The organism is Streptomyces sp. NPDC127106, assembly GCF_042677605.1.
In the GTDB taxonomy this organism is placed as follows: domain Bacteria; phylum Actinomycetota; class Actinomycetes; order Streptomycetales; family Streptomycetaceae; genus Streptomyces.
The window spans coordinates 31504-46603 of sequence record NZ_JBHXTC010000013.1 but is presented as its reverse complement, the minus strand read 5'-3'; the positions used below and the strand labels follow the sequence as shown (position 1 = coordinate 46603).

Annotated in this window: 12 protein-coding genes and 1 pseudogene; 5 read left to right on the top strand and 8 right to left on the bottom strand. The window is 71.9% G+C overall.

What is annotated here, in order from left to right; all coding sequences use genetic code 11:
- Positions 1–197: 197 nt before the first annotated feature.
- A complete protein-coding gene (locus ACFVGY_RS14375) occupies positions 198–884 on the top strand; it encodes a GntR family transcriptional regulator (protein WP_385676076.1) in 687 nt (228 codons plus the stop codon).
- A 729-nt stretch (positions 885–1613) separates the two neighbouring features.
- Here ACFVGY_RS14375 and ACFVGY_RS14370 read toward each other — a convergent pair.
- The 3 genes from ACFVGY_RS14370 to ACFVGY_RS14360 are packed head-to-tail and all read right to left on the bottom strand — an operon-like array spanning position 1614 to position 4462.
- Positions 1614–2303: a response regulator gene (locus ACFVGY_RS14370; RefSeq protein ID WP_385676074.1), complete on the bottom strand. Its 690-nt coding sequence runs from the start codon at positions 2301–2303 to the stop codon at positions 1614–1616.
- A 4-nt stretch (positions 2304–2307) separates the two neighbouring features.
- Positions 2308–3540: a sensor histidine kinase gene (locus ACFVGY_RS14365; protein WP_385676071.1), complete on the bottom strand. Its 1233-nt coding sequence runs from the start codon at positions 3538–3540 to the stop codon at positions 2308–2310.
- A gap of 25 nt (positions 3541–3565) precedes the next feature.
- Positions 3566–4462, bottom strand: coding sequence for a CPBP family intramembrane glutamic endopeptidase (locus ACFVGY_RS14360; protein WP_385676068.1), 897 nt, complete (start codon positions 4460–4462; stop codon positions 3566–3568).
- Positions 4463–4872: 410 nt separating this feature from the next.
- Between ACFVGY_RS14360 and ACFVGY_RS14355 the strand changes: the two genes are divergently transcribed.
- On the top strand, positions 4873–5286 hold the full coding sequence (locus tag ACFVGY_RS14355) for a hypothetical protein (RefSeq protein WP_385676065.1): 414 nt from the start codon (positions 4873–4875) through the stop codon (positions 5284–5286).
- Positions 5287–6161: 875 nt separating this feature from the next.
- On the opposite strand, the gene ACFVGY_RS14350 is transcribed toward ACFVGY_RS14355, so the two are convergent.
- On the bottom strand, positions 6162–7913 hold the full coding sequence (locus tag ACFVGY_RS14350) for an immunity 49 family protein (RefSeq protein WP_385676334.1): 1752 nt from the start codon (positions 7911–7913) through the stop codon (positions 6162–6164).
- Between the two features lie 155 nt (positions 7914–8068).
- Complete coding sequence (locus ACFVGY_RS14345) at positions 8069–8332, bottom strand: hypothetical protein (protein ID WP_385676062.1); 264 nt, start codon at positions 8330–8332, stop codon at positions 8069–8071.
- 791 nt (positions 8333–9123) lie between these two features.
- Between ACFVGY_RS14345 and ACFVGY_RS14340 the strand changes: the two genes are divergently transcribed.
- Positions 9124–9492 (top strand): hypothetical protein, encoded by a 369-nt coding sequence (locus ACFVGY_RS14340; protein WP_385676059.1) that lies wholly within the window; start codon positions 9124–9126, stop codon positions 9490–9492.
- 186 nt (positions 9493–9678) lie between these two features.
- On the opposite strand, the gene ACFVGY_RS14335 is transcribed toward ACFVGY_RS14340, so the two are convergent.
- Positions 9679–10857 carry a hypothetical protein gene (locus tag ACFVGY_RS14335; RefSeq protein WP_385676056.1) on the bottom strand — a complete coding sequence of 393 codons (1179 nt, stop codon included), beginning with the start codon at positions 10855–10857 and terminating at the stop codon, positions 9679–9681.
- A 640-nt stretch (positions 10858–11497) separates the two neighbouring features.
- A complete protein-coding gene (locus ACFVGY_RS14330; RefSeq protein ID WP_385676053.1) occupies positions 11498–12451 on the bottom strand; it encodes a zinc-binding dehydrogenase in 954 nt (317 codons plus the stop codon).
- A gap of 931 nt (positions 12452–13382) precedes the next feature.
- Here ACFVGY_RS14330 and ACFVGY_RS14325 point away from each other — a divergent pair.
- On the top strand, positions 13383–13943 hold the full coding sequence (locus ACFVGY_RS14325; protein WP_385676050.1) for a hemerythrin domain-containing protein: 561 nt from the start codon (positions 13383–13385) through the stop codon (positions 13941–13943).
- Between the two features lie 191 nt (positions 13944–14134).
- Positions 14135–14656 carry a hypothetical protein gene (locus ACFVGY_RS14320; protein ID WP_385676047.1) on the top strand — a complete coding sequence of 174 codons (522 nt, stop codon included), beginning with the start codon at positions 14135–14137 and terminating at the stop codon, positions 14654–14656.
- A gap of 173 nt (positions 14657–14829) precedes the next feature.
- On the opposite strand, the pseudogene ACFVGY_RS14315 reads toward ACFVGY_RS14320, so the two are convergent.
- Positions 14830–15074 (bottom strand): annotated as a pseudogene (locus tag ACFVGY_RS14315) (CBS domain-containing protein); the annotation flags it as partial.
- Positions 15075–15100: the final 26 nt, after the last annotated feature.

Here is a 15100-nt window from a genome sequence, read left to right as displayed (position 1 = left end):
ACTGCTCGGGCGGCCACGCGGCGCCGTCGGCGACGGTGGTGCTGGTGACAGTGGACGAGACCGCCTGGGGAGACGGGCCAAGGGGTCGTCGGCAGGCACGGCGGTCGTTCCTTTCTGGACCAGGGCGGCCTCATCAGCTGCCGAATCGACAGTAACACTGATAATCGATTATCTGGTGGATCGTCTAGGGTGGGCTCATGACTCAGACGGCGCACTCGTCCACCCCGCCGGGGAAGCAGATGCTTTCCGAGCAGGTCTACGCACACCTGCGAGACGCGATCATGCGCGGGGACCACGCCCCCGGCGCCCCCCTCAAGCCGCAGGATCTCGCCAAGGAGCAGGGCGTCAGCTTGGCCGTGGTGCGCGAGGCGCTCGTGCGGGTGGTCGGCGAGGGGCTCGCCGACCGGCTGCCCAACCGCGGTTTCGCGGTCCCGTCCTTCTCCGACCGCCGCTGGCAGGAGATCGCGGAAGCCCGCCGGACCGTCGAACCGGTCGTACTGCGCATGTCCATCGAACGCGGCGACGTCGACTGGGAGGCCCGCGTGCGGGCCGCCCACCATCGCCTGGTGCGCACTCCGGCGTACGCGCCGCAGGAGAGCGAGTACTACACGAGCGCTTGGGCCGAGGCGCACAGGGCCTTCCACCGCACCTTGCTGGAGGGGTGTGACAACAGCGCACTGCTGGAGACCTTCGACCGGTTGTGGACCGCGAGTGAGCTGGCCCGCCGTTGGTCGGCGCACCGCAACCCCGACCGGGACGGCGCCGAGGAACATCGCAGGCTGGAGGAGGCGGCGCTGGCCCGCGACGCCGACACCGCAGCCGCGCTCCTGGTCCAGCACCTCACCTTGACCGCGGCTGCTCTGACCGACGATCCAGGCCTCTGAGAAACAGGCCGATCTTGCTTCCGGTTCGGTGACTCCCCCGTCCGTGCTGGTCAGCGGCCCTACGTTCCGGGTCATGCCCGTTGACTTCCGGTCTTCCCGACCGAGGACCTGGCGCTCGTGCCGGCCGCGGTGGTGCGGTGCGCGGCCGAGCAGCTCGGCGTCGAGGCGACCGAGTGGGCTGGGTACGGGGCGCGGAAGCAGAACCACCGAAGGCTGCGGCGGTGCCGGACGGGCTGCGGCAGGCGATGCGCGATCTGCTGAAGGGGCGCCCTCCGGCAGGCGGGTCTCGGAGCCGGAGCAGCTGCGGACCGGGCCGGTGCGGGTGTCGGGGACGGCAATGCGCGAGGCTCTGGACCGGGCCCGGGAGGTGCGGGCGCTCGGGGCCGGTCCGGTAGAGACCGGCGGGGGGCCGGCCTGCGCGGACGGCGGCGCTGGCCCGGTACGGGCTGGGCTCGAAGGCGCCCACCCTGCGGGACCTGGAAGAGATCCGCAGGACCGCGACGATGCTCGCGACGGTCCGGCATGTGAAGACCGCCTCGGTGGACGACGCCCCGGTGGACGACGCCCCGGTGGGTGCCGCCTCCGGCTCACGCATGCTGTTTCGAGTCACCGGCCGGACGGCCTCCACGCCGGCTTCGCCGCCGGGCCCTGGAGCTGTCGGGCCCCAGGAGAGGCCCGGCTCCAGGCTGGTCGGGGCCGGTCGGTCAGGCGGTGCCGGACAACCGTCGGTCAGGCGGTGCCGGACACCAGACCGGCGCGGTGGGCCAGGACGACCGCCTGGACCCGGTCGCGCAGGCCCAGTTTGGCCAGGATCCGTGAGACGTAGGTCTTGACGGTCTCCGGGGCGATGAAGAGGGCTTCGGCGATCTCCGCGTTCGACAGGCCCTCGGCCACCTTCCGGAACACCTCCAGCTCGCGCGGTGTCAGTGCCTTGACGACCTTCTCGCGTTCGGGGTTGGTGGGGCGGATGTGCTCGGCGAAGTGGCCGATGAGGTGGCGGGTGACCGCGGGCGCGAGCAGGGCCTCGCCCCGGGCCACCGTCCGGATCCCGTTGACCAGCTCGGCCGGGGGTGCGTCCTTGAGGAGGAAGCCGCTCGCTCCGGCCCTGAGGGCGTCGTACACGTACGCGTCGACGTTGAAGGTGGTGACGACCAGGACCTTCGGCGGGTCCTCGGCATCGGGTCCGGCCAGTTGCGAGGTGGCCTGGATACCGTCGAGCAGGGGCATCCGGATGTCCATCACGACCACGTCGGGACGCAGCCGCCGCGCGGCCTGGACCGCCTCGTGCCCGTTCTCGGCCTCGCCGACGACCTCCATGTCAGGCTGCGCGGAGAAGATGGTCACATAGCCTGTGCGCACCAGTGCCTGGTCGTCGCAGACGAGTACGCGGATCGGCGGCGGCGCGTCGCTCTGGCTCACGGGGCTACTCCTGCACGGGTTCGGTGGGAATCGTGGCGCGGACCTCGAATCCGCCCTCGGGCCGGGGTCCGGCCTCCAGTTGACCATCGAGCATCCGCACCCGGGCGCGCAGCCCGGCAAGACCTCGCCCGCCCTGCGGTCCCGGCCCGTGCGGTACTGGTGCGACCTGCGGGGAGCCGGCGGATCCGTCGGTGATCACCGTGATCTCGATGCGTTCCCCGCCGTGGCGGACCGAGACCCGTGTCGGCTGCCCGGCCGCGTACTTCATCGCGTTGGTGAGCGCCTCCTGCACCACACGGTAGGAGACCAGTTCCACGTCCACCGGCTGCGGCCGCCGCTCGCCCTGCTCGCTGAACTCGACCGGCTGGCCGGACCTGCGGGCCCCTTCGACGAGGTCCGTCACCCGCCCCAGGGTCGGGGCCCGCTCCGCACGCGCCGCCTCTCCGGCCGCGCTCTCGCCGGTCGCCTCCAGCACGCCGAGCAGGTACCGCAGCTCCCTCAGCGCCCGCCGCCCGGTGTCGCTGACGGCAACCAGCCCCTCTCCGGCCCGCTCCGGCGCGGAAGTGATCAGGAACTGTGCCGCGTCGGCCTGGACCACCATGGCCGTCACGTGGTGGGTGACCACGTCGTGCAGCTCACGGGCGATCCGGGCCCGCTCGGCCGCCGTGGCCACCTCGGCGGCCAGCCGCCGCCGCTCCGCCTCTTGCGCCCTGCGCGCGCGCACGCTGCTCCCCACCAGCCAGATCGCAGCCAGAGTCAGATAGAACGCGGAAAAGTCCGCGACGCCCAGCGGTGAGCCGAGACGGTTCAGGACGAAGGCCAGGGCGACGTAGCCCGCACTCGCTGCGGCCGCCGTGCTCCGGCGGAAGCGGACCTGATGGGCCCCGGCCGAGTACAGCGCGACATACAGGCCCACGCTGCCGAACGTCGTCGCGAAGCCCAGCGCCTGGTGCGCGGCGAACGCAGCGGCGACGACGGCCAGACAGGCTGCGGGCCACCGGCGCCGGGCCGCCAGCGGCAGGGTCTGGGCCAGGGTCAGCGCGATGCTCAGCACGCTCGCCGGTCGCTCGGGCAGATCGCCGATCTGCGCGCCGATGTTCGACAGGGTCGGCGCGAAGGCGAGCAGCGCGAGCACCGGGGCCAGGACGCCGTCCTGGAAGGAAGCGCCCTCTTCCCTCCACCAGTTGAGCGGTGCCCGGAGCCGCGAGAGGCCCCAAGATGCCTGACGGGACGTCACTTCCGTATCCTCCGGTCGGTCTGTGTCAGTGCAGGGCCCGCCGCCGGGGCAGCAGGCTACCGCCCCGGCGGGCGACGACGAACATCGGGACGGTGATCAGCACGCTGAGGAGGATGGGCACGACCGATGCCTCCAGACCGAAGTTGCCGCCGGTCAGCAGCGACGAACCGCGGGCCTCCACCGTGAACAGGCCGTCGGGGGTGTGCCCGGAGAGCGGAACACCGGCCAGCTGCTGAACGGTGTTCCAGGCGAAGTGCAGGCCCGAGACGAACCAGATGCTGCGCCGCCACAGGTACGCGGCGCCGAGCATCACACCCGCCTGCAGAGCGATCGCCAACGCGCTCCACAGGCCGGCCCCCGCCCCGCCCAGATGGGCGGCACCGAAGACCACCGCGGTCACCACGATGGCGATCCGGCTGCCCCACCGCTGCTCCAGGCCCTGCAGGAACAGGCCGCGGAACATCAGCTCCTCGGTGACCGCGGTACCGATCTGCACCATGACCGCGGACCCGACGACCGGAAGCAGGCTCTTCCCGGCCCAGGAGAAGGAATAGCCCCCGAACGACGAGATCAGCAGCAGGGACACGAGGATGAAGCCCAGACCGATCCCACCGCCGAGCAGCGCCTCGCGCAGCGCGCCGGGCCGGGCGATCTCCGGCGTGGCACGCCCCGCGAGCCGGCGCATCACCAGCGCGTACACGGCCACCGCGGCGGCCGCACCCAGCACCGGGACCGGACCGGGCCCCGTCGCGGTCACACTCGCGACCAGCCCGACCCCGACCAGCCCGGTCACCGTCCAGCCGAGCGGGGAGCGCAGGATCCTGCCGAAACGGCCGCCCCGACCAACCGGCTCGCTGTCCGGACCGGGGTCCGCTTCGTCTTCGTTCTTCGCAGCGTGCTTCGTAGCGGATGTCGTGCTCATGATGGCCTCCCCTGTGGCGGTGGTCGCACCGGCGGCGACCTGACAACCACGCTAGGAATCCGGAGGCGTCCGCGAATCACCCGCCGATGGACAGCCCTGGTAGCTCTCACGGGGGATGCGCCGCACCCTTGGCGAGATCGGTTTCGCGGTGGGTGCTCTCGCCTTCGACTTCTGGGGCCGGCCCTCCGCTGTCCGCGAGCTTCTGCGAGACGTTCGGCCGGCGGCTGGGGCACCGCGTGGGGGGCCACCGGCGCAGGGTCTGACGGGCAGGCCCACACCTCGGCGCGGGGATTCCGCCCGGCGCCGGGAGCACGTACAGAAGGTGGAACCAACGGGCGCCGGAGCTCGTCGTTGAACATGTTCAGTGATCATCTTCGGGAGCTCTCTTGTCCACTCGACGCAGAAACACCATGATCGGAATCGCGACCGCCGCGACAGTGGGCGCACTGTCCTTGGCCGGCTGGTTCCTCTTCCAGGTCAAAGCGGCTCTGGACGGCAAAGCACCTGTCTCCTGCAACGAGGCCATCCGGTTCGTGCGTGCCGTCGAACCGCCCGAGGGCACGCAGCACAAGCGGTGCACCATGGGCCAGTGGCAGACGACCTGGTACAACCTGAGCTTCCAGGTCCCGCAAGCCGAGGCAGAAGGGTGGTTGCGCGCCTCCTACCCCGACGCGACCGTCCGCCACTGCGCTGACGCCGATCTCTGCTCGGCCGGCAACATCGGCTCGGGCGAAGACGGTCTTGCCGACCACGTGCGTGTCGAGATCCGCTTCGGCGAGCGGGGGCTGGCGCACGTGCAGGTCTACGGTGGGACGTCGACGTGACCGGGCTCCGGCCCTCGGCCGCGAGGCCCGCACCCCTCAGCCGTGACGCGACGCGACGCGGACCAAGGATGTTGGTTGGTGCCGTCCGTGGTCGCCAGGAAGGCCCTGGCGACCGAACGCCTCATCTACCCACGGTGCCACGGCAGGCGCGAAGCGCTTCGCGTCCTACTGAAGTTGAACTCGTGGTGTCGTAGGGGTCGACGGCTGGTCGTCCACTGCGGCATCACCGGGGCATGCGGTATCCACAAGGGGATGGCTGAGCGCCGACGGCAGCTGTCCGTCGTCGTCGGCGGCGGGGCCCATCTTCAGATGCACAACCGGCGTTTCCGCCGCTGAACAAAGCCGGAGCCGCGCCCATCGCCGGGGTCAAGCCGTCGGGATCACCCGCCTCGCGGCGGATGCTGACGGACTACACAACCGTCGTGCGGGTTCATGGGGTGAATCCTGCCCATGGGCAAGAATGAAGAGGAACGGGGGTAACGGAAGTGGAATACCTGGTGATCGTGGGGATCGGTCTCACCTGGGGGCTCTTCCAGGCATGGCGAGGCGGTGCATTCGGAAGAAGGCCATCGCGGAGGCAACGGCGTGCCGGATCGTGGACGAATGACGGCGTGACCTTCTCCTGCGGGGACGGTGGTTCCTGCGGTGGCGGCTCCTCCTGTGGTGGCGGAGGCGACTGACACCGTGATCCGTGCTGCCAGCCCGCCACACCCTGCCGGGCCGCAGGCGGTAGCTGCTGAGGCAAGGGCCAGCCCGATGGGTCGGCCCTGCCCATGCGTAGAACACTGCGTCACGGCGGGGCCAGAACCCCGCCGTTCACCGTCCCACCATGAACTCCGCCAAGTACCGATCAACCTCTCCTTCACGGCTGGCTGCTAGAGATCTGAGAAGGGTTCGGCGGCCCGCAGGAGGTCCTGCGGAAGGTAGGGGGACTTGACGCGGATGGCCCAGCCGCGGCGGCGGGCGTGGCAGGCCAGGCCGAGGATGTCGAGGTTGACGGAGGCGTCCGGGTCGTCGGCACGGTCGGCGATCTGGTAGTAGTCGCGGTGGGCTTCGAGCGCATCGGCCAGGGCCAGGTTGAAGCTCTCCTCGTCGCCGTCCACGAGCTGCGACAGCAGTACGGCGGGCGGCATGGCGAAGCCCCAGTCCTCGGCCTGTTCGGCCTGCTGCAGCGCCCGCTGCGCGGCCGGTTCGGGATCGGCGCCCTTGAGGTAGGCGTGGAGGGCTTCGCGGTACGCGCTGAAGGCGGAGCCGTCCGGGCGGGCGAAAGCGGGGCCGGTAAGGACCAGGGGAGCTAGGTCCTCGCGTGCGCCGGTGATGAGGGCGAAGGCGGTGGCCGTCTGCCAGGTGCCGGCGCCGACCTCCTCGCCCCGCTCGGCCGGGTAGCGCAGCGTGCGGCCGCCTACGGTCACCTCGGCCTCGGTGCCCGGCTCCGCGAGGGCGATGCGGAAGAGGGCGGCCCCCAGCTGGGAGGCCAGCCGGAGGTTCGCGAGCTGGGCGTCCGTGCCCCCGCCACCGCCGGAGTCCCCTGCGCGCCGCTTGAAGAGGCGCTCCTGATCGCCCATGACGCTGGCGAGCCGCCAGACGACGAGCGGTTCTCCGTTGGCCGCGGTGAAGGCCTTGCGGACGTCCTCGTCGTATCTGGCCTCGATCTGCGGGTTCACCGTCCGCTCGCAGGCGGGCCGCTCCACCCTCAGCGGGCCGGCCGCGAGCGCGGCGACCGCGTCCGGGCGCCGGTTCCGGCCGAACCCTCCGACCCGGGGGCCTCGGGTCTCGAAGCCGGTGATCAGCGCGTGCGGAAGGTAGTCGGTGCGCACGGCCGGCGCCCAGCCCAGCGTCCGGTACGCGAGCGCGGCGAGGGCGATGGGGACGAGCGGGAGCAGGCTGCTCGGGGAGGCCGCAGGGCCGTGCAGGGTGCTGTAGCCGACGAGGAGGTCGGCCAGAGCGGCATCGAAGGCGTCCCGGTCCTCGGCGGCCAGGGCGCGCAGCGTGCGCAGCGCCAGGCTGTCCGGCTGGTCCCCGAGCGGGTCGCCGGTCTCCTGGGCGCGGGTCCGGATGCGGTCCAGGGCCGCGTCGACGGCGGCGAGCTTGGCCTGGGCGCTCGGCGGGTACTCCTCGTCGTTGCCGGTGTCGTCCAGGACCACGGCCGTCAGTCCGGTGGCGAGCTCGCCGGCGGGCGTTCCCCGCACCTGTTCGGCGAACTTGGCCCGGGCGAAGTGGAAGGCCTCGCCGTGCCACTTGGCCTTGTCCCTGAGGAGCGTCAGGCAGAGCGTGTCGATCCACTCCCCGGGCGTGACGCTCTCCTCGGGATCGTCGTCACCCGGGTCGTAGCTCATGCCGAAGTTCACGTACTCCAGGAAGACCTGGAAGCTGCAGTGCGGGTGGTAGGCGGCGTAGGCGACGGCGCCGGCTGCGGCTTCGGAGGCGTCCCTCAGGGCGGCCCTGACCTCCGGGGTGTCGAGGTCGGGTGTCTCTACGGAGAGGGCGCCCAGGTAGTCGAGGAACGCGTCGGCGATCGACTGCCATTCGTAGGTGGTCATCCGGCCGGCCCTCGACATGGACCGCACCTGACCGCCGATGCGGTTCGTGAAGTCCTCTCGTGCTGCCGACACGACGGCCTCGCCCACCTGGTGACGCTCTATTCGCACTGCCCTGCTCCTTGATCGATCTCTGGGAGAGCCTAGGTGTGGGATCTGACAGGCCGGGACTGCTGTGACCGGGCCCTGACCGAGCCGTGCCGCGCGCCGCGGGGTCGGCGGCAGGTGCGTCAGCGGCAGGTGCGTCAGCGGCAGTACGTACCGTGCCGCCCCGGGGAGCTTCGCCGGGTCAGGTGCCGGGTGCTGACCCCTGCGCGGGCCGCCAGCGCGCCTGAGAACGAGTCTTCGGACAGGTGGCCGGCGAGGTCCTGTACGAGGCTGTTCCCGGGCGGTGGTGCGGCCAGGAACATGCTGATCTGGGCCTGGTCCGCGGGGCGGTGGAGGTACGAGACCAGCTCCCGGGCCACCGCTCGGGCCAGTGTCGGCCCGTGGTCGCCCTGCCCGGCCAACCTCCAGCAAGGTCAGGGAATCTATCTGCCGGGTCTGCGCTCGCCGGAGCCCCGAAGCAGCGGAGGCCGCCTTCCGGGAGCGGCTCCCGCTGGCCGGCGCCACGCTCCTGGACTCGGAGTGGTGGGGCGTCCACGTCGCTCATCGCATCCGATGCACAGCAGGCCACGAATCCCTTCGCAGGCCATCAGCGGTCCGACGGCCGGGCTGGGTAGGCAGGGCCTGCCCCCAGACCCAGCTTCTGTGGCAATGGCGGTGCGGTGCAGGCATTCCAGGATGTCCATCTGCCACCGGTCACGCGCTGACGGTCGCCACTCGCACCCCGTCGTACCGGCGGCAAGGAGCAGCAGCGGCGTCCACGACAAGGCCCACCACGGCCATACGTCGGTAAGACCGGGCAGGACACAGACTGCTCCGAAGAGCAAGGCGGGCAGAGTCCATCCCGGCTTCTGCCGTGGTCGCCCCGCCGGACTCCGGGATGACGACCCATACGTTGAAGGCGAGCTGGGCGAACCCCGGGGGAGGCGATCGTCACCTACCGGCGGCTGTACCTGCTGACCCTGGGCAGCGCGAGCTTCGTCAACCACCGCGATCCCAAGGCCGCCCAGGCAGCCACCCGGCGCGCTCCGCCAATTCATTCACGCCGCCGACCCGGCCCGGGCCGCCACCGGGCCCGGACGGGCGGCCGAGGAGATGTAGGCGCCATGGACAGCACCTCGCCGTGTCTACTCACGAGAAATGACGGCAGTGCCGTACCGCTGAGGCAGACGGACGAAGGTGCGATGATTCGTTCGTGGTGGCAGATGCCGAGTGGGCTCGGATTCGGAAGGGCCTGCGCTTCGGGCAGGTCTTCGAGGGCACCGTGGTGAAGGTTCCCAGGCCCGGTGCGATCGGGATCTTCGTGGACATCGGCCTGAGTGTCGGAGGCTTTGTCGACGTCGTGTTGCTGCCAGAGCGGAGCGAGGACTGGCCAGCGGAAGGCACGGTTGCCGATTTCGAGGTCTGGTGGGCTGACAGCCGCCAGCAGATCCGGCTGAAGCCGTCCGATTCTCGGTATCTGCGGAGCGACTTCGCAGCCTACGTTGAACGCTGGCGTCCCAGTTGGTCAGCCGACGTCGGCCAGCCCGTTCGTGACCCGGGGCCGGTGGCTCCCGACGAGTAGCGGGCCGCGATCCGCTCTCTACCCCGGTGCGGCCCTGGTGGCGGGCCGCCCCAGTTCGGCAGGGCAGAAGACGCCCGCAGGCAGCAGAACCCCTGAGGGACCCGGCGGACACCGGCGGCCCGGAAGACCGCCGGAGGGCTCGGGCGCGGCCGTCGGCCGCGGCGGCATGCGGTGCCTCGTGGACCGTCAGCCGGTGCATCCCGGGACCGTGCCGGCCGGGCTGCAGTTGTTCGGGGAGTTGTCGCGGATGTCGTCGCCGCTCAGGGTGAGGATGCCGGATGCCTTGAAGATGCCGCCGCCGTCCCCCGCCCGGTTGTGCGAGATGGTGTTCCGCTCGAGCCTAGTGGTGCCCCGTCCGGTGGATCCCCCGGCGTGGTAGAGGCCGCCGCCGCGCGCGGTGCCGCCCTTCGCGGTGGCGGTGTTGCGGAGGACCTTGTTGTGCCTGGCCGTCAGGGTCCCGCCGTCGGGGTTGTCGAGGCCACCGCCCTGAGCCGTGCCGTTCGGTGCGCTGGCCGCGTTGCCCGTGATGTGGCTGTCGGTCAGGTCGAGCGTGCCGAAGGGGCCCATGCGGAGGCCGCCACCACGGGCCGTGCCGTTCTCGGCGACCGCCCGGTTGCCGCTGATCTTCACCTTGGTGACGGTCATCAGGGCGTTGTTCGCGACGCCGCCGCCCTGGGCGAGGCCCCGGGGAGCGTCCGACGTGTTGTCGCTGATGGCGCCGCCGGTCACGGTCAGTCTGCCGGGCTCCGGGATGCCGTTGGAGACGGCGGCACGCGCGATTCCGCCCGGGGCGAATGAGCGGTTGCTGCTGATGGTCGTGTTCTCGATGGTGGTCCGGGCAAAGCTGATGAGGGCTGCCCCGAAGGCAACGCTCTCGGTGTCCGCCGTCACGGTCGCGGTGTTCCCGGTCAGCCGGGAGCCGGTAATGGTCAGCGGACCGTCGTTCGCGATGGCACCGCCCGCGGCGAGGCCGCCGACGCCGCTCCCGCTGTAGATCACATGGTTTCCGGTCACCTCGGTATCGCTCACGCTGCCGGTGCCGGGGTTGTCGATGGCGCCGCCCTGGGCGAACAGGTCGGACCGGGCCGTGTTCCCGATGAACCTGCTGCGGTTCACCCTCATCGTTCCGGCGTTGGAGATGCCACCGCCGCAGGCGAGGCCGGGCGGGTCGGGAAAGGCAGGGCAGTCGGTGGCGAAGCCGCCGCTGATGGTCGTGCGGGTGAGAGTGAGGTTGCCCGTCGGACCGACGAAGAGGATACGGAACTTCGCAGTCTTGCTCCCGTGCCCGTCCCGCTCGATCGTGGCCCCGCGCCCGTCGATGGCGATCTCACTGGTGATCACCGGCAGCCCGTTGCCGGGGTTCACCGGGTCCGGCGATGTCAGCTTGTACGTGCACCTGCGCGCCAATCGGAGCCTGTCAGGTCCTGGCGAACCGTTCGCCGCGTTGATCGCCGCGACGAGATCCGGAACCGAACAGGGCACCTGTACCGGGGCAGCGTGAGCAACCGGAACGGGGACCGCCGCGAGCGTGCCCGCCACGAGACCGAGGACAGCCTGGACATGCCGACGAGACATCAAGGACTCCTTCCTCCGCGGTGTACGGCCGGCCGTCAGACCGCAACCAGCCGAGCCAAGCCGACCACGCGCCATCGCCGTCGGCTTCCCGGCGTGATCCGTACGGACGGGCGGACAGCCCGGACGGGCGAGCGATGAGCCGGAACGGAGCAGAGGAACGGCCGGCCGCCCTGAAGGCACTCCGCGCCTCGTCGGCCCTTGAGCCGGACTGGGCGTGGCGTCCGCGACCGCCCCTGCACGGGGCGCGTCGGCGGGGCCCGGGCCGGCGGGATCCGCCGCGCCTCCGCGTTCCGCCTGGGTTCCGCCTGGGGCCGCCTCCGCCTGGGGGCCGCCTCCGCCTCGCGGGCTCTGTCCGGCCCTGCCGCTGTCCGGCCCTGCCGCTGCCCGCTGCATGCTCCAGGTGGGGTCTGCCCGGCGGTTCCGCACCCCGTCACGGGACCAGCAGCGCCTTGCCCGGGATCTCGCGGGCCTCGATCGCCCGGTGCGCATCGGCCGCCCGGTCGAGCGGGAACGTCCGGGCGATCACCGGCCTCAGCCGCCCCGCCGCCGCCTCGCCCAGCGCGAACGCGGCCAACCGCCGCACCTGCTCCGGCCCGAACTGCACCTCCCGGATGCCGGTGACGGTGACCCCGCGGCGCTCGGCCTCCTGCGCGTCCGGCTCGGCGAAGCCGCCGCTCGGCGCACCGTGCGCCGAAACCCGGCCGCCCTCACGGACCAGGGGGAACGCAGCCCGGCCCAGCTGCCCGCCGACCCCGTCCAGCAACAGGTCCACCGGCCCGCCGACCCGCCCGGTCCAGCCCTCCTGCGTGTAGTCCACCACCCGGTGCGCGCCCAGCCTCCGCACCAGCTCCAGCTTCTGCGCGCCCCGCGCCGCGCCGATGACCTCGGCCCCCGCCGCGACCGCGAGCTGCACCAGCAGCGTTCCCATCCCGCCCGCCGCGCCCAGGACCAGCACGCGGGTGCCCGCCGTGATCCCGGCTGCCGCGGCGATACCGGCGCCCGTCACCCCGTCGTGCCCGAGGGCGGCCGCCTCTGCCGTCCCGAGCCCGTCCGGTACGGCGACCAGCCGCTCCAGCGGCACGCGGACGAGCTCCGCGTACGTGCCGAGCGTGCCCGCCGCTGCCAGGGCCCGGCGGCCCAGCCAGCCCTCGTCGACGCCCTCGCCGACCGCGACCACCGTTCCCGCCGCCGCACCCCCGGGCACGTACGGCGGGCGGATGCCGAACCGGTCGCCCCAGCCGCCCCGGATCTGGGTCTCCACGAAGATCGTGTCCACGGCCTCGGCCCGAACCACGACCTCGCCCGCCGCGGGGACCGGATCCGGCAGCTCCACCGGGACCAGCACCTCCGGACCGCCGTACGCGTCCACCTGCACAGCCTTCATGGCGTTCCCCTCCCCTGCACGTGCTCCGCGCTCTTCTGCGCGTGCTCCGCGCTCTTCTGCGCGTGCTCCGCGCTCCTGCAGGGCCGTCGGCAGACCCCGATCACGTGATCACTCTCGGACCTCGAGCGCGGTTGAGGTCAAGTCGCAGCGGGGAATCCCGACCCGATCGGACAGCCACTGCGGGGGTTGGCGACCTCGCCGGTGGAGTTGACGGACCGGGTGGAGGGGCGCCGTGCCGGAGCGTGTCACGACGTGGACCTTGCCGCTGCGGGCCGTCGTCCCGACCCCCGAGGTGACGGCGGCGGTGTCGATCCTTGGACGGGCGCGCAGAGGGGACGATCGGGCGGCAACGGGGACGGGCTCGTCGTGTACCTCTGGTCGAGGGCCTGCGGATCGCCAAAGGTCTCGATGACGTACGAAATCACGGCCTGACGCCCCATGCCGCGGGGCTGGTGGAGGTGGCGGGAATCTGGGATCGCCCCCTCGGGGACTGACATCGACGGTCTGATCGAAGTACGCGAGGCCGACGGCCGCTGGGAGACCCGCAACTGGTTGCCGGACTGCGCACTCGTGCGCGACCGCTACGCCCGAGAGTGCGAGCTGACGCCAGGCGACGGCCCCCAACGCCGGGCGCGTCGGGGGCCGGGCGGAAGCAGCCGGGCCAAGGCTTCTGGGCGGTGCGCCGCTACGCCCACGCCCACGCCCACGCCCCCGAACAGCTGCACAGGCAGAGCCCTGGCCACGCGCGCGGCACGGATCGACCTGGGAGCGGACCGGATGATCACGTCCTGGCCCCCCGGCATCCCGGCACAGGGCAGCCGCCTCAGCCAAGCGGGTGAGACGCCCCGTGCGCCCGCGCGCATCCAGGGCCGGCGGGGAACCGATCGGATCGGGCCGGAGCGGCCCCACCCCGCACACGCATGGAGGCGACATGGGACACGGTGGGAATGTGATCGACGAGCTGATGGCCGACCACCGGGAGGTGGAGGAGATGTTCAGCCGTGTCCAGGCCATGACCGGCGCCGGGCAGGAGCTCCGCGATCTCATCGACGAAATCACCATCGAGCTGGTGCGGCACTCGGTCGCTGAGGAGCAGTACCTCTACCCGGCGGTACGCGAGTACGTCGAGGGCGGCGGCCGGATGGCGGACAAGGAGATCGAGGACCACAGCCGCGTCGAGAAGATCCTCAAGCAGCTGGAGAAGATGGGCACCGACGACGCGCAGATCAGCCCGCTCCTGCAGCAGCTCATGGACGAGGTCGCCGCCCACGTCCAGGACGAGGAGAGCAACCTCTTCCCGATGCTGCAGCGAGCCTGCACCTCGCAACAGCTGGACGATCTCGGTGACAAGATCCGCCGCGCCAAGGCCATGGCACCCACTCGCCCGCACCCCGCCGCCCCGAGCAGCCCCACAGCCAGCAAGCTCCTCGCGCCGGGCGCCGGCCTGGTGGACCGGGCACGCGACTTCGTGACCGGCCGCGGCAAGTCCTGAACCTTCTTCCCGCTGGCGGCGGGCCCGCACGTGTCCGTGCCCGCCGCTCCGGAAGCATGGTGACGTGCGTCATGCCGCACGGCCGCCGCTTCCGGCTACCCTGGTCGCCCACGAGCGGAGCGGCGCAGCTTCGCGCCGCAGCTCGCGGACCCGGCACGGGCCAGGGCGAGCACGCCCCCGAGGAAGCCGCCGTGTCCGCCGATCTCGCTCCCGTCATAGCCGCCGGCACCCGCTGGCTGCTGACCGCCTTCCCACCCGCCCCGGGCGCGTTCAGCCAGGCCCTGGCCGAAGCCCAGGCCCGCCAGGCCGTCACCGTCGCTGCCGCCCTGCGCTACCCGACCCCGCTCGACGCACAGCTTCTGCACCTCCTCGGCCCGGGCGGAAGCACCCGGCTGGACTGGCTGACCGGCGCCGATCACGGCGGCGACGCCGACCCCGACGCCGACGCCGACGCCGACTGGCGGACCTGGGTGGACGAAACCGTCGTCAGCTGGGCCGCCTGCCTCCTCGCGGCCCCCGCCCTCGCCATGGACGCCCACCGCCTCGTCGATCGCAGCCAAGCCGGCGATGTCACCCGCCTCACCCGCCCCGGCAACCACGAACACGACGCCGCGCCCTTGCTGCGCCACCCCGACCTGCTCGAACCGGTCGCCGCCCTCCACCGGGAACTGCTGCTGGACCTGGTGGACAACGAGAACGCCGCTCTGGGATAGCAAGCCGTCGAGCTCGGGGTACGAGCTTTCATCACGCCTTCTCCGGTCACGAGTGCGTTTACGGCGCGCCGCCTGCTCTTGCGGGACCATTGCCTTCGCCCCCGCGCAAGGGGTCCGGGGGGGGGCGACACGGAACGAATCGGCATGACAACGCGGCGCCAGGCAGGTGGGTGTCAGCTGGAGAGGGCTTCGAGGAGTTCGCCGACCTGGGCGTCGGGCAGGGCGCGGGCGACGTCGGCCTGGGCGACGACACCGACGAGAGTGTGGCCGTCGATGACGGGCAGGCGGCGGACCTCGTACTCGGCCATGGTCCGCAGGATCTCGTACTCGGCCATGGACCGCAGGATCTCGTCGGCGCCGATGGTGACGACTCGCCCTGGGCGGGTTCGCCTGCCGTACAAGTGGCGGGGTCCATACCGGCACGCCTCCCCCGCCGGACGTCGG